Source organism: Izhakiella australiensis, from assembly GCF_002006995.1.
GTDB classification, from domain to species: Bacteria; Pseudomonadota; Gammaproteobacteria; order Enterobacterales; family Enterobacteriaceae; genus Izhakiella; species Izhakiella australiensis.
The window spans coordinates 360,271-378,885 of record NZ_MRUL01000001.1 but is presented as its reverse complement, the minus strand read 5'-3'; the positions used below and the strand labels follow the sequence as shown (position 1 = coordinate 378,885).

General features: G+C 56.6%; 17 protein-coding genes. 10 read left to right on the top strand and 7 right to left on the bottom strand.

Annotated features, from left to right (window positions below; genetic code table 11):
• The first annotated feature begins 143 nt into the window (after positions 1 to 143).
• Entirely contained in the window at positions 144 to 1,292 is a 1,149-nt protein-coding gene (gene ampH, locus BTJ39_RS01695) for a D-alanyl-D-alanine-carboxypeptidase/endopeptidase AmpH (protein WP_078000924.1), read from the top strand.
• An 87-nt stretch (positions 1,293 to 1,379) separates the two neighbouring features.
• Here the strand turns inward: ampH and BTJ39_RS01690 are convergent, their stop codons facing one another.
• From BTJ39_RS01690 to BTJ39_RS01675, 4 genes are read right to left on the bottom strand one after another with little or no spacing between them, the layout of a single operon-like run.
• Complete coding sequence (locus tag BTJ39_RS01690) at positions 1,380 to 1,886, bottom strand: GNAT family N-acetyltransferase (protein WP_078000923.1); 507 nt, start codon at positions 1,884 to 1,886, stop codon at positions 1,380 to 1,382.
• Positions 1,887 to 1,926: 40 nt separating this feature from the next.
• Entirely contained in the window at positions 1,927 to 3,264 is a 1,338-nt protein-coding gene (locus BTJ39_RS01685; protein ID WP_078000922.1) for a hypothetical protein, read from the bottom strand.
• Positions 3,261 to 4,961 carry an Hsp70 family protein gene (locus BTJ39_RS01680; protein WP_078000921.1) on the bottom strand — a complete coding sequence of 567 codons (1,701 nt, stop codon included), beginning with the start codon at positions 4,959 to 4,961 and terminating at the stop codon, positions 3,261 to 3,263. The genes BTJ39_RS01685 and BTJ39_RS01680 overlap by 4 nt, the downstream gene beginning before the upstream one ends.
• A gap of 58 nt (positions 4,962 to 5,019) precedes the next feature.
• Positions 5,020 to 5,886, bottom strand: coding sequence for a hypothetical protein (locus BTJ39_RS01675; RefSeq protein ID WP_078000920.1), 867 nt, complete (start codon positions 5,884 to 5,886; stop codon positions 5,020 to 5,022).
• Between the two features lie 343 nt (positions 5,887 to 6,229).
• Here BTJ39_RS01675 and BTJ39_RS01670 point away from each other — a divergent pair, with 343 nt between their 5' ends.
• From BTJ39_RS01670 to BTJ39_RS01645, 6 genes are all read left to right on the top strand, one after another.
• Positions 6,230 to 7,798, top strand: coding sequence for an ABC transporter substrate-binding protein (locus BTJ39_RS01670; RefSeq protein WP_078000919.1), 1,569 nt, complete (start codon positions 6,230 to 6,232; stop codon positions 7,796 to 7,798).
• Positions 7,798 to 8,850 carry an ABC transporter permease gene (locus BTJ39_RS01665; protein WP_078000918.1) on the top strand — a complete coding sequence of 351 codons (1,053 nt, stop codon included), beginning with the start codon at positions 7,798 to 7,800 and terminating at the stop codon, positions 8,848 to 8,850. The genes BTJ39_RS01670 and BTJ39_RS01665 overlap by 1 nt, the downstream gene beginning before the upstream one ends.
• Positions 8,847 to 9,704, top strand: coding sequence for an ABC transporter permease (locus tag BTJ39_RS01660; protein WP_078000917.1), 858 nt, complete (start codon positions 8,847 to 8,849; stop codon positions 9,702 to 9,704). The genes BTJ39_RS01665 and BTJ39_RS01660 overlap by 4 nt, the downstream gene beginning before the upstream one ends.
• Positions 9,694 to 10,530: an ABC transporter ATP-binding protein gene (locus BTJ39_RS01655; protein WP_078000916.1), complete on the top strand. Its 837-nt coding sequence runs from the start codon at positions 9,694 to 9,696 to the stop codon at positions 10,528 to 10,530. The genes BTJ39_RS01660 and BTJ39_RS01655 overlap by 11 nt, the downstream gene beginning before the upstream one ends.
• On the top strand, positions 10,517 to 11,212 hold the full coding sequence (locus tag BTJ39_RS01650; protein WP_078000915.1) for an ABC transporter ATP-binding protein: 696 nt from the start codon (positions 10,517 to 10,519) through the stop codon (positions 11,210 to 11,212). The genes BTJ39_RS01655 and BTJ39_RS01650 overlap by 14 nt, the downstream gene beginning before the upstream one ends.
• Before the next feature lie 445 nt (positions 11,213 to 11,657).
• Positions 11,658 to 12,167 carry a cytochrome b gene (locus BTJ39_RS01645; RefSeq protein WP_078000914.1) on the top strand — a complete coding sequence of 170 codons (510 nt, stop codon included), beginning with the start codon at positions 11,658 to 11,660 and terminating at the stop codon, positions 12,165 to 12,167.
• Positions 12,168 to 13,060: 893 nt separating this feature from the next.
• Here BTJ39_RS01645 and BTJ39_RS24745 read toward each other — a convergent pair.
• On the bottom strand, positions 13,061 to 13,210 hold the full coding sequence (locus tag BTJ39_RS24745; protein WP_176110169.1) for a hypothetical protein: 150 nt from the start codon (positions 13,208 to 13,210) through the stop codon (positions 13,061 to 13,063).
• Between the two features lie 326 nt (positions 13,211 to 13,536).
• Here BTJ39_RS24745 and BTJ39_RS01635 point away from each other — a divergent pair, with 326 nt between their 5' ends.
• A complete protein-coding gene (locus tag BTJ39_RS01635) occupies positions 13,537 to 14,685 on the top strand; it encodes a lactonase family protein (RefSeq protein ID WP_078000912.1) in 1,149 nt (382 codons plus the stop codon).
• A gap of 68 nt (positions 14,686 to 14,753) precedes the next feature.
• Here the strand turns inward: BTJ39_RS01635 and yeiL are convergent, their stop codons facing one another.
• Positions 14,754 to 15,470 (bottom strand): transcriptional regulator YeiL, encoded by a 717-nt coding sequence (gene yeiL / locus BTJ39_RS01630; RefSeq protein WP_078000911.1) that lies wholly within the window; start codon positions 15,468 to 15,470, stop codon positions 14,754 to 14,756.
• A 128-nt stretch (positions 15,471 to 15,598) separates the two neighbouring features.
• On the opposite strand from yeiL, the gene rihB reads away from it, so the two are divergent.
• The gene (gene rihB / locus BTJ39_RS01625) at positions 15,599 to 16,531 is read left to right on the top strand and encodes a ribosylpyrimidine nucleosidase (RefSeq protein WP_078000910.1); all 933 of its coding nucleotides are present in this window, start codon (positions 15,599 to 15,601) and stop codon (positions 16,529 to 16,531) included.
• Positions 16,532 to 16,671: 140 nt separating this feature from the next.
• Positions 16,672 to 17,922, top strand: a complete 1,251-nt coding sequence (locus BTJ39_RS01620; RefSeq protein WP_078000909.1) for a NupC/NupG family nucleoside CNT transporter — start codon at positions 16,672 to 16,674, stop codon at positions 17,920 to 17,922.
• A gap of 76 nt (positions 17,923 to 17,998) precedes the next feature.
• On the opposite strand, the gene BTJ39_RS01615 is transcribed toward BTJ39_RS01620, so the two are convergent.
• On the bottom strand, positions 17,999 to 18,511 hold the full coding sequence (locus BTJ39_RS01615) for a GNAT family N-acetyltransferase (RefSeq protein ID WP_078000908.1): 513 nt from the start codon (positions 18,509 to 18,511) through the stop codon (positions 17,999 to 18,001).
• Positions 18,512 to 18,615: the final 104 nt, after the last annotated feature.

Sequence of the window (18,615 nt, the reverse complement as noted above, 5' to 3'; positions counted from 1 at the left end):
GGAGGATTCCGGGCCAGAAGGTGTCCTCCATCACATTTTATCGTCAAACAGCATAAAAATAGCCCTGTTTACCTCTTTGCCTCACTGGCAAACCCATTACACTGAAGACAATTTTTCAGGTTAACAACAAGGATTTAGCCACCTTGAAATCACGCCTTTGCTTATTACTGTCGCTGGTTGCCGCTGCACTGCCCGCTACCGGGCTGGCTAAACCGGCCGCTAACACGCCCGATCCGCTACTGGCCTCGCAAATCGTCGATCGCTATGCTGAACACATTTTTTACGCCAGTGGCGCAACCGGCATGGCCCTGATCGCTATCGATGGCAATCAGAAGGTGTTTGCCAGCCACGGCGAGACGCGCCCGGGCAACGATACCCGCCCGCAAAAAGATTCGCTGGTGCGCATTGCTTCGTTAAGCAAGCTGATGACCAGCGAAGTGATGGTCAAACTGGCGGAACAGGGCGTGCTGCGTCTTGACGATCCGCTCAGCAAATACGCTCCGCAGGGTTACCGCGTCCCCTCTTACGGCGGGCAGACTATTCGCCTGATTAATCTGGCAACGCACACCAGCGGCCTACCGCGCGAACAGCCCGGCGGCCACTGGCCACGCCCGGTATTCGTCTGGCCGACGCGCGATCAGCGCTGGAACTGGCTGAACAACGCCAGGCTAAAAATCCCGCCCGGCGCGCGGGCCGGATACTCTAACCTGGCTTTCGACCTGCTGGCGGATGCGCTGACCCGCGCCAGCGGCCAGCCCTACCCCGCGCTGCTGAAAAACCAGGTCACTCGCCCGCTGGGCATGAAAGACACCACCTTTACACCATCGCCAGAGCAGTGCTCCCGCCTGATGATCCCCGCTAAAGGCGCCAGCCCTTGTGATAACACGCTGGCGGCTATTGGCAGCGGCGGCGTTTATTCAACCCCGGACGATATGGGCCGCTGGATGCAGCAGTTCCTTTCATCGGACGTGCATGCGCGCTCAGCGCAGGTGGACCGTTTGCAAACGCTGATTTATAAGCGCGGGCAGCTGTCTAAAGTGGAAGGGATGGACGTGCCGGGCAAGGCGGATGCGCTGGGTATGGCGTGGGTATATATGGCGCCGCGTGACGGACGCCCGGGCATCATAGAGAAAACCGGCGGCGGCGGCGGCTTTATCACCTACATCGCCATGGTGCCCAAATACAATATCGGCGTATTCGTGGTGGTCACCCGTTCAGACCTGACGCGCTTTACCGCCATGAGCGACGGTGTAAACGACCTGCTGACTGAGCTGGTGAATAATCAGAGCTGAACCAGCCGCCGCTGCCGCCCTCCGTCGGCATGATATCGGCCGACGGCGGCGTTCAGTGGCGTAATTCTGCGGGCAACGTAGCGCAGGCTAGAGCGCCATTTGCATCTGAATCAGCTCGCTGCGCTGGCTGTCACTGCCAAACCAGCAGCTCCCCACTTCATGCATCCCCTGGCGCTGATAAAAGCGCCGGGCGCCCGTATTGTTTGCCAGCACCTCCAGCCACAGCCAACATTCCTGACGCTCGCGCGCCTGGCGGCAGGCTTCAGCAAACATCTGTTGCCCCCATCCCTGGCCGGTTTGCTGCGCCAGCAGATACAGCTTATGCAGATAAGCGCCGCTGGCGCTGCTATCCGGTAGCGACTGCGACCAGCTAAGCTTAATAAAGCCAACCGGCCGGTCGGCGGCGGCGATTAGCCAGCAGTCTCCGCCAGCCAGGCTTTGGGTAATCACCGGCCGGGCATACTCGCGGTGAATAAACGCCTCAAGCTCCGCTGGCTCCTGCCAGTAAGCGCTAAAATGATGACGATAGCTTTCCTCACCAAGCTGTGAAAGTAGCGCCGCGTCTTGCGAGGTGGCGACGGTAAAATTCAGCATATTCCTCCTGCCATAATGAAGTGAGCCCGCATCAAACCGTTTAGCGCCAGTGAAGAGGCAGCCTGAGCAGCTGAAAAATGGACGCGAAGCACAGCACAAAGTAGATAACGCTGCAGATGATCGCCGGGTAGGAAAACGCCAGCGTCTTAATCAACGTCCAGGGGGTAGCGGCCACCCGTGCCATCATCATTCCGGGACGCATCAGCCACGGCTGATGTCCGGGCCAGCTGTGCCAGAGAAGCGCCAGCAGCAGCAGCCCACCGCCCAGCGACAGTAAAAAGGTCGGCCGGCTACGGTCCGGTGCTTCGACGACCAGAATAAAAGACAAGCCGCCAAACAGCGCCAGCGCTGCCGCAATCGACAGCACAAACTCCAGCAGCAGATAGCAGGCCTGCAGCGTTTTCCAGCGGCTCAGGCCCAGCAGCAGCGCGCCGTGGATAAACAGGTAGAAAGCCACCAATACGCAGACGAGAGTTGCCGGCAGCGGCGCGGCATCCGACATCGGCACCGCAACGCTAAGCAGAAAACCCCAGAAAACCATCAGGAAAAGCCCGGCAGGATTAAGGCCCATACGCTGGGTGCGGACAAAATGCAGAAAAGCCGGATTCAGCCGCTCACGCAGCTCAGGATAGTCGCGCTGAACATCATTCACTCTGACGACGATTTTTTCAATCAGGCCGGGCACCAGTCTTATCCAGAACGACACCTCGCTGCGACTGCCGGTGAGCAGTTTCAGCGCCAGGCGGTCCACCACCTTCCCCTGGCCCGCATCAAGCTGCAGCAGCTTCCAGCCGCGATCGACCTCGGTCTGACGGATCCGCTGGTCGAGCGCTTGCTGAATATCGTCCGGAATGACGTGGTTGGCGCCGTACTCCTCCAGCTGCCAGCCCAGGTGCAGCGAGATGCGATGAAGTATCGCGTCATTCAGCTCCGGCTGCTGCGCCAGCGCTGCGGCTAGCTGGCGGTGAAACAGCTGCTGCTGTAACAAATTGCCCTCACCGCACACCGATTGCCATAGCGCATCCAGTTCGGCAAATCCCACCATTTCCGTCTCTACTAGCTGAGCGGCAAGCTGGGCGATGCGCTCCGGGTGGTAAACCGGAACGCCATCAGAGAAGGCGGCAGGCTGTACCAGCGCGCCGTCGGCGGCTTCAGTTTGCTCCGGCGCCTGCGGCCAGGCTAGCCGATCGTCCAGCGATATAAACGAGGTAAAATCGTGCGAAACGCCGCTTTTCGCCTGCTCGAAGGCCTCACGCAGGCGCTGATAACCCTCAGGATCGGCATCGGGGCGAAACTGCTTTAAACGGCGGGCATAGGCCCGTCGGATAGCGGCCTGGTCGTCGGTTGGTTCAATGTCCAGAATCTGCCAGATGCTCATGGCGAAATATCTCCATCGTAAGCGGCCAGCGCCTGAGACACGCTGCGACGCGCCCCGGCGATGCGCTGCGCGTCCTGGCTATCCAGCGCCTGCTCAAACGCCGTCGTCAGTTGGTCAATCGCCGCACGTTCTTCACCGAGCAGAAACTGATAAAGCCGGGCGCAGCGCACCAGCAGCGCGCGGTTTTCCGGGCGATCGCGCGGATGCTGTTTCAGCTCGCTTAATTTATCAAGGCTTTGCGCTATCTGTTCTGCGCTCATCTGCCCCGGTACTTTTTCAATCACCAGCCGCGCGGCCTGCGCCATACCGGCATGGCGGCACTCCACCTCCAGCAGGCCATCCAGCGTGTAGGTAAAGCGGACATCCAGCGTTACCTCGCCGGCTTTGCGCGCCGGGACTTCAATCGTCATTTCGCCCAGCGCGATATTATCGCTTACCCGCCGGCTCTCCCCCTGATAGATATGCAGCAGAATACGGGTCTGGTTGTCGCTCACGGTATTAACCGTTTCCACTTTGCTGACCGGTAGGAAGGTGTTGCGCTCAATAATCGGCAGAAAGAAGCCCTCTTCCAGCCGCCCGTATTGCTGCTTGACGATCTCAACGCCGAGCGAAAACGGCATCACATCGGTAAGGATGATATCGTCAACCGCCGCGTCAGCCATTACCATGCCAGCCTGAATACCGGCGCCGGAAGCCACTGCCTCATCGGGATTAAGATCGTAGCGGGGAAAGCGTCCAAACAGCCGTGATACCGTCTGGCGGATCAACGGCATACGCGTCGCGCCGCCCACCAGCAATATATGGTCGAGGTCGTCCGGTGAAAAGCGCGCGTCGTGCAGCGCCTGGGTAATTGGCTTTTGCAGGCGCGCCAGCAGCGGCTGGCTGCACTGCGCTAATGCGGCTTCATCAAGCGTCCAGCGCCATATCCTGCCGTTCCACGGCCACTCAACGCGGGCCTCTGCGCCATCACCGACCGCTCGCTTAAGCTGCTCCGCCTGTTGCCACAGCGCAGCTTGCATCTGATTGAGCTCAGGCTTGAGGTCGGGCTGCTGGCTGAGCATCCACTGTAAAACGGCATCGGTAAAATCGTCGCCGCCCAGCATCACATCACCGCTGCTGGCACGCACTTCAACGACACCTTCGAACATATCGATGATCGACACGTCGAAGGTGCCGCCACCAAGGTCAAAAGTCAGGTATTTCTGCTCTCTGTTCTCCAGCAGGCCAAAAGCAAGCGAGGCGGCGGTCGGTTCATTGAGCAGGCGCTGAACGTTCAAACCGGCCAGCTGTCCGGCGGTTTTCACCGCCCGACGCTGTACATCGTTAAAATAGGCCGGAACGGTAATCACCGCATCGTTAACCGGCGCCCCAAGCCAGGCCTGGGCATCCTCTTTCAACTGACGCAGCAGCAGCGCGGAAAGTTCTTCCGGGCGGAAAGAACGTTCACCGAGCTTCAGGGTGACCTGGGTGCCCATATAGCGTTTAAAGCTAGCCTGGGTCAGATGCGGATGACTGCTGAGGCGATCGCGCGCCGGGATGCCGGTGATAATATTACCCACATCGTCCAGACCAACCACCGAGGGAGTTAACAGCTTGCCCTGGCGGTTAGGTATCAACACCGATTGCCCCTGATGCCAGTAGCTTATCGCGCTGTTAGTTGTGCCAAGATCGATACCCGCTACCAGCCTGGTGGTCATTCCCTTCTCCTGCGTTTCCTTAAAAGAGGCTATTTTAGAATCAGATGTAAGGAAATTGCTACTGCTGCATCGCCAGGCGGACTAACTCGCCGTAATGTTCGCTGCAAAGCAAGCCGTTGCGCTCCGGCAGGCTGAAGCACTGACGAAACGCCAGCTGTAGCTCGTGCTCATTATGATAAAGGCGCTGACTGGTCAGTGAGGAAAAATGCGCCATGCGCTCGTCGTAGAAGCGACGTGAAAACAGCCACTGCACGCCATCCAGCTCTAAAGCCACGACCTCGCCCCCCGCCTGCTTACGGGCGCTAAAATCGTCAAACACCTGCTGCATAAAAACGGGCGGTAAGCTAAATTCCTGCTGCAGCCACTCCAGCCAGTGGCGGATATTGAGATTCCGCGCGCTGCTGAGCGCGGCGTTTATTTTGTGGCAAAGCCGGCGGATTTCCCGCAGCCGATTCAGCGTTGCCAGCTGAAGAACGACCGCGCTCAGCCAGTAGCTCATCGCGCCAAACCAGCTCAGGGTGGGCGAGAAGCCCTCAAGATGGGGCAGCAGTGGTAGCAGCGCCGTTAGCGCCAGCAGCAGCTGGCTGATATAAAAATCACGCCAAAAGCGCAGCCCCTGCGGGCGCAGAACCGTTGCCGATAATCCCTGGCGGATAATCGCTTTCAGCCACCACGGATAGCTCAGCATCACCGCCGTCAGAAGGCCAGGCAGCAGAATTTTTATCAGTTCAAAATTAAGCGTCTGGCGCAGATGGTCAACGGCAGAGAAATGCCAGCGCACCGTCAGGGTGATTACCGTCAGGCCCAGTAGCACGCCAGCCAGCCAGCGCAGATGCAGCACGCGCAGCAGACGCTCCATCAGGATGGCGATCAACACCACCAGTCCGGGAGCGAGTATAAAAAGGCTCAGTTGCCAGATAATCATATTGCCCTGCCTGAAGCGACATGCGTTGTCGTATTGGCTATCACTATCGGACTTTTTAAGGCAAATCTTTAGCCATGGGGGCCGCAATAATTAAAATAATTTAGCGCTAAGCCGGCGCAATATAAAAAATTATCATCAGGCAACCGGCAGCCATGGTTAGCCTTTGCGCTAATCCTGACGGCACGCCGCGTAAAAGCGGCTATGGTTATATCTTCCGCCCGTTATAACGTAATCGGGCGATTTAGAACTAAAAAGAATAACTTTATCCAGTATTCAACTATTTACCCACGACGCGCATCCCGTACACTCGCGTGAAAAAATAGTCAGGCAAGGAAAACTCCCCATGAAAAAAATTGCGCTCTCCCTGTTAACCTTTTCGGTCATTGCCGCCTGCGGCGTGCAGGCCGCGACGCCAAAAGATACGCTGGTTATCGCCCAGTCAACCGACGATGCCGATAGCTTTGACCCGGCCAAAGGGTTTGAGCTGACCTCGGTGCAGGCTTTTACCAATCTGTATCAACGGCTGGTTCAGTCCGACCCGCAAAACCCCACCGCGCTGAAGCCAACCCTGGCCAGCAGCTGGAAGGCCGGCGACGATAACCACAGTTTGACCTTTACCCTGCTCGACGGCGCGAAATTCGCTTCAGGCAACCCGCTGCGCCCGGAAGACGTGATTTTCTCGCTGTCGCGGGTAGTAAAACTCAATCTCGACCCATCGTTTATTCTCACCCAGCTGGGCTGGAATAAAGATAACGTCGACGGTCAGTTGAAAAAAATCGATGACCAGCACGTGCAAATAAGCTGGACGGCAAACGTTAGCCCGACCTACGTGCTCAGCCTGCTTTCGGCGCCGGTTTCATCGATAGTCGATGAAAAAACCGTCATGGCCAACCAGCAAAATGGCGATTTCGGTAACGGCTGGCTGGCGACCCATTCCGCTGGCAGCGGCCCGTTTCAGATCCGCAAAGTGGTGCCCCATGAAGTGGTGCTGATGAGCGCAAATCCCCTCTCCCCGGACGGCGCGCCTAAGCTGAAAAACATTCTGATTAAAAACGTGCCGGAGCCAGCAGCGCGCCGCCTGCTGCTTGAGCAGGGCGATGCCGACATTGCCCGTAACCTCGGCGCCGACCAGATAGCCGCCCTGAAAGGTAAGCCGGGCGTTACCACCCTGGCGGTGCCGATGGCCTCGCTTTACTTTATCCAGTTCAATATTGATGCCCAACCAGCGCTGAAAAATCCGGCCTTCTGGGAAGCGGCGCGCTACCTGTTTGACTATAAAGGCATCGCCGATGACCTGCTGAAAGGTCAGTTTGAAGTTCATCAAACCTTCCTGCCCAAAGGCTTCCCCGGCGCGCTGAATGACAACCCGTATCACTACGACCCGGAAAAAGCCAAAGCGATCCTGAAAAAAGCCGGGCTGAACAACATCAAATTTAAGCTTTCCACCAGTAACCAGCCCCCTTATCTGGATATCGCCCAGGCGTTGCAGGCCAGCTTTGCCCGCGGCGGCGTCAAAGTGGAGCTGACGCCGGGGCTGTCGGCGGAAGTTTCCAGCCGGGTTAAAGCGCACAAATATGATGCCAACCTGAACGCCTGGGGCGCCGATTACTTTGACCCGAACACCAACGCCGCAGCCTTTGCTTATAATCCTGAAGATGGCAGCACCACCCTTGCCTGGCGCTCCAACTGGCATATTCCGCAGCTAAACAAGCAAACGCTGGCCGCCACGGCAGAAAGCGATCCGACTAAGCGCGTAGCCCTTTATCAGGCAATGCAAAAAGAGGTGCTGAAAAACTCACCGTACGTTATCGGCCTGCAAGCGCGTAACCTGGTGGCAATGCGCGATAATCTGAAAGGCTATCAGCAGGGTATCAACCCGGATATGGTCTACTACGCGCAGGTCAGCAAGTAATGGCAACTCTGCCAGCCAACGCCGGGTTCGCCCGGCGTCTTCGTCAGCGCAGCGGGCGGCTGTTAACTAACCTGCTGTCGCTGCTGGTTACCCTGTTCGGCCTGCTGGCCTTTACCTTTATGCTTTCCCATCTGTCGCCGGTCGATCCGGTCATGCAGATAGCCGGCGATCACGCCAGCCCATCCACCTATGCCCAGGTGCGCCACGATCTCGGTCTCGATAAGCCGCTGCCGGTACAGTTTGGCCGCTATATCGCCAATCTGGCGCAGGGCAATCTCGGCCACTCGCATCTGACCAACGGCCCGGTTATCGATGACCTGAAGCGTACCTTTCCAGCCACCCTTGAGCTGGCGACCTGCGCAATGATTTTTGGCGGCGTACTCGGCACCCTGCTGGCGCTGCTGGCGGCCTGGAAGCCCGGCAGCCTGCTGGATAACACGGTGCGGCTGATATCGCTGCTCGGCTATTCGGTGCCGGTTTTCTGGCTGGGGCTGCTGGGGCTGCTGCTGTTCTATGCCGTGCTGCACTGGTCGGCAGGGCCGGGCCAGCTTGATGATATATGGGTTTACACCCTGGAGCCGAAAACCGGCTTCGTGCTGATAGACAGCTGGCTCTCAGGCGACCGGGAGATGCTTTTCAACGCTATCGCCCACCTGTGGCTGCCGGTGGTGATCCTTGGCATGCTGTCGATGGCGGGCATCACCCGCTTAATGCGCGCCGCGCTGCTGGAAGAGAGCAATAAAGAGTATGTGGTACTGGCGCGCGCCAAAGGCGCCGGCCGGACGCGCATTCTGCTGTGGCACCTGCTGCCCAACGTTCGCGGCACCTTAATTACCGTGCTGACGCTCTCGTATGCCACCTTGCTGGAAGGCTCAGTGTTGACGGAGACCGTATTTGCATGGCCCGGCGTTGGGCGTTATATGACCAACGCGCTGTTCGCCTCTGACGTTCCGGCCATACTCGGCTCAACGCTGCTAATTGGCGGCAGCTTTATTTTGCTCAATGCGCTGGCGGACGCGCTGACAGCACTGACCGATCCGAGGACCCGATGACGCAACATCTCACCGACCTGCAACGGGCCCCTGCCCGCGCTGCGCGCAGACGCTATACCACCCTGATGCCAGGGCTAACGCTGCTCGCCATTTTGTTGCTCACCGCGCTGCTGGCACCGCTGTTAGCCCCGTCCGATCCCAACGCCCAGCTGATTTCCGCTCGCCTGCTGCCGCCTTCGGCCGCCCACTGGTTCGGCACCGACGGCTTTGGCCGCGACCTGCTTTCGCGGGTGATTTATGGCACCCGGCCTACGCTGCTGCTGGTGACGCTGATCCTGGTGCTGACCATCCCGGTTGGCCTGCTGGTCGGCATCGCCGCCGGCTATCTCGGCGGCTGGGTTGAGCGCGTGCTGATGCGCATAACCGATATTTTTCTGTCGCTGCCGAACCTGGTGATTGCGCTGGCGCTGGTCGCCATTCTGGGGCCGGGCCTGCTGAACGGCGCGCTGGCGCTGGCGCTGACCAGCTGGCCGCCGTTTGCCCGCCAGGCGCGCGCCGAAACCCTGGCGCTGCGGCGCAGCGATTATCTGGCCGCGGCGCGCATGCAGGGCATCACCGGCTTACGCTTAATGGCGGGCCACATTTTGCCGCTCTGCCTGCCGGGCGCAGTGGTACGCGCCGCTCTCAGCCTCGGTGGCATCATCCTCTCCGCCGCCGGGCTGGGCTTTCTCGGTATGGGCGTACAGCCGCCAACCGCAGAATGGGGGTCGATGGTGGCCGAAGGCAGTAAGGTGATCTTCGATCAGTGGTGGGTCGCCGCCGCTCCAGGCGGCGCGATTCTGCTCGCCAGCCTGGCATTTAACCTGACGGGCGACGGCCTGCGTGATCGACTGGATACCCGCCATGGAAACTAACCTGATAGAGGCGCAGGATCTGCACATTACCAGTGCCGGGCAAACGCTGGTGGACCACATTTCTTTTGCTATCGGACGCGAACGCGTGGCGCTGGTTGGCGAATCCGGTTCGGGTAAATCCCTGACCGCCCGTTCACTAATGGGACTGCTAGCGCCGGGGTTGCACATGCAGGCTTCACGTCTGCGCGTCGCGGACAGCGATGCGCTGACTCTCAGCGAAGCGCGCTGGAGCCGGCTACGCGGCAGTCGCCTGGCGATGGTTATGCAGGACCCGAAATACGCTCTCAATCCGGTGCGCACCATCGGCTGGCAGGTGGAGGAGCCGCTCAGGCTTCATCAATCGCTGTCACGCCGGGCGCGTCGCGACAAGGTGTGCGAAATGCTCAACGCCGTCGGCCTGCCGCAGCCGCGACAGCTAATGGATCGCTATCCGCATCAGCTCTCCGGCGGCATGGGCCAGCGCGTGATGCTGGCCATTGCGCTGATCGCCGATCCGCAACTGCTGATTGCCGACGAGCCGACCTCAGCGCTGGATCATGCCATGCGTGACCAGGTGCTGACCCTGATCCGCCGGCTGGTAGACGAACGTAACATGGGGCTGCTGCTGATAAGCCATGACCTGCAACAGGTGGCGGAGCATTGCCAGCAGGTGCTGGTAATGTATAAAGGCCGCCTGATTGACCGGCTGCCCGCCAGCGAGCTGGCTAACGCCAGTCATCCCTATACCCGCACACTCTGGGCCTGCCGCCCAAATCGCGCAACCCGTGGACAACCGCTGCCGGTACTGGACCGTGCGGCGCTGGAGGCAGTCGATGGCGGCCATTGAATTACAGAATTTGAACGTGGCGCATCGCCAGGGCTATGAGCTGCGCACCGTGGTAGAAGAAGTGTCTCTCAGCGTCGACACCGGTGAATGCTTTGGCCTGGTCGGGCCGTCCGGCTGCGGTAAATCATCGCTGCTCTGGGCAATGGCCGGCCTCAACCCGCACTGGCAGGGCGAGATGCAGCTGGCCGGGCACCGGGCGCAGTCGGGCAAAGTATTCAGCGGTGCGCTGCGACGCGAGGTCCAGATGGTTTTTCAGGATCCTTACGCCTCGCTGCATCCACGCCATCGCCTGCGCCGTACGCTGGCAGAACCGCTAAAGCTCTGGCGGCTGGATAACCCTGACGATCGCATCAGCCAGGGGTTTCGCCACGTTGGGCTGGATCCGGCGCTGGCGGATCGTTACCCGCATCAGCTTTCCGGCGGCCAGCGCCAGCGGGTGGCGATTGTCCGCGCCCTGATGCTGCAGCCAAAAATTCTGCTGCTTGATGAACCGACCTCGGCGCTGGATATGTCAGTGCAGGCGGAGATCCTTAACCTGCTTAACGATCTGAAACGCACCGATCGCCTGACGATGGTGCTGGTCAGCCATGATCCGGACGTTATCGATCACATGTGCGATCGCGCAGTACGCATGGTGGCGGGACGCATTAGCGAAAACATCACGCATACCGGAGCCGCCTAAGCGGCTACCGGTTCCTTCGGTAGTCTGTCGGCAACGATAGTCCGCGCGCCGTCATTAGCTGTTGTTCATTTGCAGATCAGAGGCAGACGCTCTGATTCCTGCGTCATATAAAAATATCCGCACGGTAGTTATTGCGCCTGAAAAATAAATTTCGTACTTGTCAAATACCCCTCGGTGATAGAAAAAGGCAATATTCCCTCCCGTGGCGTGACATCCTGGCGACTGTTATATAGAGGTATCATCACCATTCGCTACATATGGATAACAGCGTCTTATTATAAAGCCCGCCTGTTTTTCGCAGCAGGTCAAACTGACAAAACAAACAGCTCAGCCGTGGTAAATAAAAAATAATTACACCTAAAGTTTAAATTTCCGACTTATGTGAAGTTTATAACTAATTATCGAAGCCAGATTTTTAATCCAATTTAATTATCAGAGAATTTTAATGAAATCCAAATATTCAAAACCCCAGGTTTTTCTGCACTGGCTGTCAGCTATCATTATCATCTGGGCAACGATTAGCGGCTTCTGGGCGGCGTTTGGCGACCTCTCTCCGGCCAGCAAGGACTGGATTGGCTTTTTTAACGTTTCACTGACAACGCTTTTTATTCCCTTTTTTATCATCCGGCTATTTTATGCATTCTTCTCCGCTAAGCCGAACGATGACCTATTAACGCATAAAGAAGAAATCCTCGCCTTTATTGGCCATTTTCTGCTCTATGTAAATATCACCGTAGTCATGGTGACCGGCGTACTGATGATGGAACGGCCAATTAACGTGTTTAACTGGTTTACTTTGCCGCAGCCGTTAACCAACTTACAGTTAACCTCATTGTTTAATTTTATACATATGATTTCATGCACAACCCTGGCCCTGTTAGTTATTGGTCATATACTGGCGGTAATTAAGCATCAGTTACAGGGGAAGGCGTTATTACGACGTATGGGGTGGTAGGTTGGTGATGGGCCGTTTCGTTACGGCCCTTTGGACCCGCACGGGGTTGGTTTTTTCACCAGCGGTGGGGGGCTGTTTGCCTGCCAGGCGGATGTTTATTTCACCTACGGCGGGGGTTCCGTTCGCCCTGGCAGCGGCTGGCTGATTTCTCCACCTTGGGTGGGGGGTTCCGTTCGCCTTTGCGCCAGGCACTCCGTTTGCCCGCCGCTGCGGGCGACCGGCAAGGGGCCATCAAACGTCATGGCCCCTTGACCCCGGACTTCCGGCAGTTTCTGCGTGGCTGCGTCCTACCCTCACGCATGTAGCCCGCCGTACGGGCCGTTCGCGATGCGTTCCCGACGCAGCGCTTACTTTCGCCGCCTCCCTGCGGCTCACCCTGGCGGGCTTCATTCGCTCGGCGCAGAAAAGCCTGTTGGTACAGGTTTGTGGGAAACGGCATCCGTTTTTAATCGATAACGGCGTTAGGGCTGGTTTGTTGCTGTTCACCAACGGTGGAGTATTCCGTTCGCCTGGCAGGCTGCTTTCAGCTGCGGTGGATGCTTCGCTCACCGCCGGTGGGTTGTTCCGTTCGCCTGCGCGGCCAGTGCCATCGTTGCCCGCCGCTGCGGGCGACCGCCAAGGGGCCATCAAACGTCATGGCCCCTTGACCCCGGACTTCCGGCGGTTTCTGCGTGGCTGCGCCATGCCCTCACTGCTTCAGCCCGCCTGACGGGCCGTTCGCGATGCGTTCCCGACGCAGCGCTTACTTTCGCCGCCTCCCTGCGGCTCACCCTGGCGGGCTTCATTCGCTCGGCGCAGAAAAGCCTGTTGGTGCAGGTTTGCTGAAACGGCATCCGTTTTTAATCGATAACGGCGTTAGGGCTGCGCTTGTTGAAAACGGCATTCGTTTTTTATTAAAAAGCAAAACCAGGTTGCCGATATTCAATCCGGCGCAGACCTGCTTTTATCTTTTTACTTAAAGCGATGAAGAAGCTTGCGGGGGAGGAGAAGGCCCGGCTGATTTCAGCAGGCTCGCGGCCAGGGATGGCCGTGCGCCAGGCCACACGGACGTGCTTGTGCCGGTGCGGAAAGCAGCCGGGCCTTCTGTGACCTGGGTGCCGGGCTTACAGCAATCAAGGTCTGCCATCCGCTGGCAGGCCACACGGATGTGCTTGTGTCGGTGCGGAAAGCAGCCGGGCCCTCTGTGATCTGGGTACCGGGCTTACAGCAATGGGGGTCTGCCGTTCGCCGGGAGGCGGAGTTTTGCATATTTGACCGGGCATTTGTCGTGCCTTTCTGCGTGACATCACGTTTTTAACCCATCACTGGTCCTGATGATTGGTGAGCCGACATACTAAGCAGGCGAACCATTTAACTAAAAGGACCTGCCATGAGTAAGAAAACGCTGCTTGCTTCCCTGCTGTCTCTGATATCAATCAGCGCAATGGCGGCGCAGAGCACCAGCTGGGTGTATGTCTCTAATGCCGACAGCGGTACCCTGACGCGCTATCAACTGCATAAAGGGCAGCAAAAGTTGCTGCCGCAGGGCAAAGTGGACGGGTTGCCTTCGGCGATGTCATCGGTACTGTCTCCGGACAAGCAGCATCTGTACCTGATGCTGCGCAGTAAGCCCTTTCGCGTGGCGACCTTTAAAATTGCCAGCGACGGCCAGTTAATCAAACAAAGTGAAACACCGCTGGCAGACAGCATGGCCTATCTCTCTTTAGATAAGCAGGGGCATTATTTGCTGGGCGCATCTTATGGCGGCGATCTGTTCAGTATCAATCACATCGCGGCAAATGGTGATGTTGAACGCGCGCCGGTGCAGGTCAGCCATACCGGCAAGCGCGCCCATGCCATTCAGACCGACCCGGATAATAAATATCTGTATGTCAGCCAGCTGGGCAGCGATCAGCTTTTACAATACCGTTTCAATCCGGCGGATGGCCGTGCGCAACCTAATTCGCCAGCGTTTGTTAACGTTGAAAAAGAGGCCGCTACCGGGCCGCGTCACTTTGTTTTTTCTCCCCATGCCAGCCAGAACGGCAAAAAGTATCTGTATGTTCTTAATGAAATGAGCGGCACCATCACCACCTTTGTGCGCCGGCAGGACGGCACGTTGATTCAAAGCGCCAGCACGCCGTCGCTGGACCCGGCTATAGCCCGTAATATGCAGCGGGGTGAGGCGCGGCCGACGGTCGGCGAGCTGCCGCCTTCAGCCAGGCCGCGTATCTGGCAGGCGGATATTCACATGACGCCCGACGGGCGCTTTCTCTATGCCTCTGAGCGCACCAGCAGCACGCTCAACGTGTTTGCCGTCTCGCCGCAGGATGGCAGCCTGAGCTTCATCAATAGCGTGAAAACCGAAACGCAGCCGCGCGGTTTTGCGATCGATAACAGCGGGAAGTTTTTGATTGCCTCAGGGGAGAAATCGCAGCAGCTATCGCTCTACAGCATAGACAAGCACAGCGGCAAGCTGAGCCTGTTGCAGCAGGTACCGACCGATAAAGGCGCCAACTGGATTACGCTGGTGGAATAACCGGGTCGGCTTTCCGCCCGTGGCAGCACGGCGGAAAGCCTGATGTCGCCCGTCCGCCGGGACGCGGACTATTTGCGGGCAGACAGGATATCGTCGGTAAACTGATGCGGGTCGCCGGGGTTCATCTCAGAGGCCAGCGCCGCCAGCGCCTGCTTATTTTTAATAACATAGCTCGCCCCCGCTTTTTGCAGATAGCCCTCACGCGTAAATCGGGCAAAAACATAGAGCAGATGACGATAGGTGACGCCCATATACTCTGAAACTTGCGTATGCTTTTCGCGATAAACATCATCATGCTGCGAAAGCAAAATAAATGCCGCCAGGCGATGAGTTAATGGAAATGACTGGTTTTGCGTTAAAGAGACGATATTACGCTCATTTTTTCTGATGAGCGCCACGCACAGGCTATGCAAAAAGGTTGCATCGTTTAACAACATAGCGCGAAATTTTTTCATCGGCAGCGCAAGGCACCAGCACGCCTCAATCGCCTGCACCGCACGCGGGTCATGACGTTCATTAATTAATTCCATTTCACCAATGAAACAAGGGGCGCCAAAAAAATCAATCAGTGAAACGCGACCGTTAGATAAGGTGGCATGCAGCCTGGCCCGGCCGCGAGCAAGATAAAAAAGGTGCTGAGGCTGACTTCCCTCTTTCACAATATAATCACCGGCCGCGATATACAGCAATCTGGTTTCGTTTATCACCGCAATTGAGAACATGTCTTTATAGCCAGAATCATTTATCAATTGCCGTCTTAAATTTTCATCCTGGATATCTTTCATAATAGTTTTCCTATATGAGATTTCTCATATCCCACACTAAATTTTAACTGATAGGGTGAAAAAACGTAACCACGCCATTTTTTAATGGCTCAGATTAGCACCCCAATATCAAGTGAGGAAATATAACAATGGAAAAGAGAAAAATAATCTTAGATTGTGATCCCGGTCATGATGATGCCATTGCGATAATGATGGCGGCCAAACATCCGGCAATAGATCTACTGGCGATAACCATCGTTGCCGGTAACCAGACATTGGATAAAACCCTAGTAAATGGCTTAAACGTTTGCCAGACATTAAATATCAACGTGCCGGTTTATGCCGGAATGCCAGGACCGATTATGCGGCAGCAGATCGTTGCCGATAATATTCACGGCGAGACGGGACTGGATGGCCCGGTATTTGAGCCATTAACCCGCAAGGCAGAAAAAACCAATGCCGTTCAATATATTATTGACACCCTGATGGCGAGCGACGGTGATATTACGCTGGTGCCGGTCGGTCCGTTAAGCAATATCGCCGTGGCGCTGCGCATGCAGCCTGCGATCGTACCCAAAATTCGTGAGATTGTACTGATGGGGGGCGCCTATGGCACCGGCAACTTTACCCCGTCGGCTGAGTTTAATATTTTTGCCGATCCCGAAGCGGCCCGCGTAGTATTCAGCGCCGGGGTTCCTTTAGTTATGATGGGGCTGGATTTAACTAATCAAACCGTCTGCACCCGGGATATCATCGCCAGAATGGCGCAAGCAGGCGGACCGGCAGGGAAGCTATTCAGCGATATGATGAACTTCACGCTGAAAACGCAGTTTGAAAACTACGGCCTGGCCGGTGGTCCGGTACATGACGCAACCTGCATTGGCTATCTGATTAATCCCGACGGTTTTAAGATGCAGGAGATGTATGTTGAAGTCGATGTTAATAGCGGCCCCTGCTATGGCCGTACCGTCTGTGATGAGCTTGGCGTCACGGGAAAACCCGCCAACGTTAAAGTCGGCATGACCATCGATACCGCATGGTTTTGGGATGTGGTTGAGGAATGTGTGAAAAAATATAATTAATCTTTCAACGCCATTTTAAAACCTGGCAAGTTTAAGCACCCTACGACGTTAACTTACCGTCAGAAAAATAACTGCGGGCAGTTCACCCTTTCCCGCAGTAATAAAAACATAGCAAGATAGAACATACAGAGATAATCACCATGGACATAATACGAAGTGTTGTGGGAATGATTGTATTACTGGTAATTGCTTTTTTATTATCGGTGAATAAAAAACGCATCAGCCTGCGCACTGTGGGATCTGCGCTGCTGCTACAAATTGCTATCGGCGGCATTATGCTCTATTTCCCGCCGGGAAAATGGCTGGCTGAGAAAGCAGCTCATGGCATAGCAAAAATCATTACCTACAGCGATGCCGGCAGCGCCTTTATTTTCGGCCCACTGGTGAGCCCTAAAATGGACACACTCTTTAATGGCGCCGGTTTTATTTTCGCCTTTCACGTTTTACCGGCCATTATTTTCATTACCGCGCTGGTGAGTTTACTTTATTACATTGGTATTATGGGTTTTCTTATTCAGGCGCTCGGTGCTATCTTTCAAAAAGCGCTGAACATCAGCAAAATTGAATCCTTTGTGGCCGTTACCACCATATTCCTCGGTCAGAATGAGATCCCGGCCATCGTCAAACCATTTATTCAACGGCTGAACCGTAATGAGCTGTTCACCGCGATTTGCAGCGGAATGGCTTCGATTGCCGGCTCTACGATGATTGGCTATGCCAGCTTAGGTGTACCGATAGATTATCTGCTGGCCGCCTCGTTTATGGCTATTCCTGGCGGGATCCTGTTCGCCAGGGTTATCAGTCCGGCGACGGAGAGTTCGCAGATCGCGTTTAACAATCTCTCGTTCAGCGAAATCCCGCCGAAAAGCTTTATTGAAGCCGCAGCCGCCGGGGCAATGGCCGGACTGAAAATCGCCGCCGGGGTCGCCACCGTGGTTATGGCATTTGTAGCGATAATCGCCATGATAAACGGTCTGATTGGCGCTATCGGTGGCCTGGCCGGTTTTCAGCATGCCTCACTGGAAGGCATTTTTGGCTATGCGTTAGCGCCGCTGGCCTGGCTGATGGGCGTTGACTGGCAGGATGCTACCCTGGCTGGCAGCCTGATTGGTCAGAAGCTGGCTATCAACGAATTCTTCGCTTATATCCATCTTTCGCCTTATTTGCAGTCGCCCAATATGCTGGAAGCAAAAACCCTGGCGATCATTTCATTCGCACTGTGCGGCTTCGCCAATTTTGGTTCAATCGGCGTGGTGGTAGGCGCATTTTCCGCTATCGCCCCGCAGCGCGCGCCCGAAATAGCCCAGCTGGGGCTCAGGGCGCTGGCCGCCGCGACGCTTTCCAACCTGATGAGCGCCACTATCGCCGGTTTGTTTATCGGCCTGAGCTGAAAGCGCCAGCGGCAGGAAACCAGTTCTGCCGCTGACCTGCTCATGGCTGGCGCAGCTTGCGTCACGGGCGATATTGTCAGCCGCCCGCCGGACGCTCATCGCGCAGCAGTGACATTATCATCACATCGCAATATTCGCCGTTTTTCAGCGCCGCCTGGCGCTGTACGCCTTCCGACTGAAAGCCGAACTTACGGTACAAGCCGATGGCGCTTTGGTTGTCGACGAATACCTCAAGCTCAAGCCGCCGGGCGCCCAGCCAGTTAAAAGCGTAATCAATACCTGCTTTCATCAGTTGGCTGGCGATTCCACGCCGCACATAACCACGATCGACGCTGATGCCAAAGCTGACGGTGTGCCGGGTACGCGGGCGTAGATTAGTGAACAGCGTCATTTCGCCTACCACTTCGCCAGCCATTTCAGCAACGAAGCCGATATTGCCATTCTGTACGTTCTGTTCCAGCTTAGTGCGCCACATGGCAACGCTTGCCATCGGCAGCTGCAGCGTCCAGCAAAAATTGTCCGGATGGCTGTGAATACGGTGATAAGCAGTGGCATCATCAGGTTCGACGCCGCGCAGCGTTATATCCATTTGCATCCTCTTTTTTTAAGCGAAGTATAACCCTGGTGTAGGGCAAGGTACCGATCGTCGCATCCCGCCTTCACCACCCTATTCTGAAACTATCGCCATGATAT

What these genes read in the sequence shown, in the direction of transcription:
- BTJ39_RS01690 (WP_078000923.1), bottom strand. Translation starts at nt 1,886, where the DNA reads ATGCTGAATTTTACCGTCGCCACCTCGCAAGACGCGGCGCTACTTTCA.
- BTJ39_RS01685 (WP_078000922.1), bottom strand. Translation starts at nt 3,264, where the DNA reads ATGAGCATCTGGCAGATTCTGGACATTGAACCAACCGACGACCAGGCC.
- BTJ39_RS01680 (WP_078000921.1), bottom strand. Translation starts at nt 4,961, where the DNA reads ATGACCACCAGGCTGGTAGCGGGTATCGATCTTGGCACAACTAACAGC.
- BTJ39_RS01675 (WP_078000920.1), bottom strand. Translation starts at nt 5,886, where the DNA reads ATGATTATCTGGCAACTGAGCCTTTTTATACTCGCTCCCGGACTGGTG.
- BTJ39_RS01670 (WP_078000919.1), top strand. Translation starts at nt 6,230, where the DNA reads ATGAAAAAAATTGCGCTCTCCCTGTTAACCTTTTCGGTCATTGCCGCC.
- BTJ39_RS01665 (WP_078000918.1), top strand. Translation starts at nt 7,798, where the DNA reads ATGGCAACTCTGCCAGCCAACGCCGGGTTCGCCCGGCGTCTTCGTCAG.
- BTJ39_RS01660 (WP_078000917.1), top strand. Translation starts at nt 8,847, where the DNA reads ATGACGCAACATCTCACCGACCTGCAACGGGCCCCTGCCCGCGCTGCG.
- BTJ39_RS01655 (WP_078000916.1), top strand. Translation starts at nt 9,694, where the DNA reads ATGGAAACTAACCTGATAGAGGCGCAGGATCTGCACATTACCAGTGCC.
- BTJ39_RS01650 (WP_078000915.1), top strand. Translation starts at nt 10,517, where the DNA reads ATGGCGGCCATTGAATTACAGAATTTGAACGTGGCGCATCGCCAGGGC.
- BTJ39_RS01645 (WP_078000914.1), top strand. Translation starts at nt 11,658, where the DNA reads ATGAAATCCAAATATTCAAAACCCCAGGTTTTTCTGCACTGGCTGTCA.
- BTJ39_RS01635 (WP_078000912.1), top strand. Translation starts at nt 13,537, where the DNA reads ATGAGTAAGAAAACGCTGCTTGCTTCCCTGCTGTCTCTGATATCAATC.
- yeiL (WP_078000911.1), bottom strand. Translation starts at nt 15,470, where the DNA reads ATGAAAGATATCCAGGATGAAAATTTAAGACGGCAATTGATAAATGAT.
- rihB (WP_078000910.1), top strand. Translation starts at nt 15,599, where the DNA reads ATGGAAAAGAGAAAAATAATCTTAGATTGTGATCCCGGTCATGATGAT.
- BTJ39_RS01620 (WP_078000909.1), top strand. Translation starts at nt 16,672, where the DNA reads ATGGACATAATACGAAGTGTTGTGGGAATGATTGTATTACTGGTAATT.
- BTJ39_RS01615 (WP_078000908.1), bottom strand. Translation starts at nt 18,511, where the DNA reads ATGGATATAACGCTGCGCGGCGTCGAACCTGATGATGCCACTGCTTAT.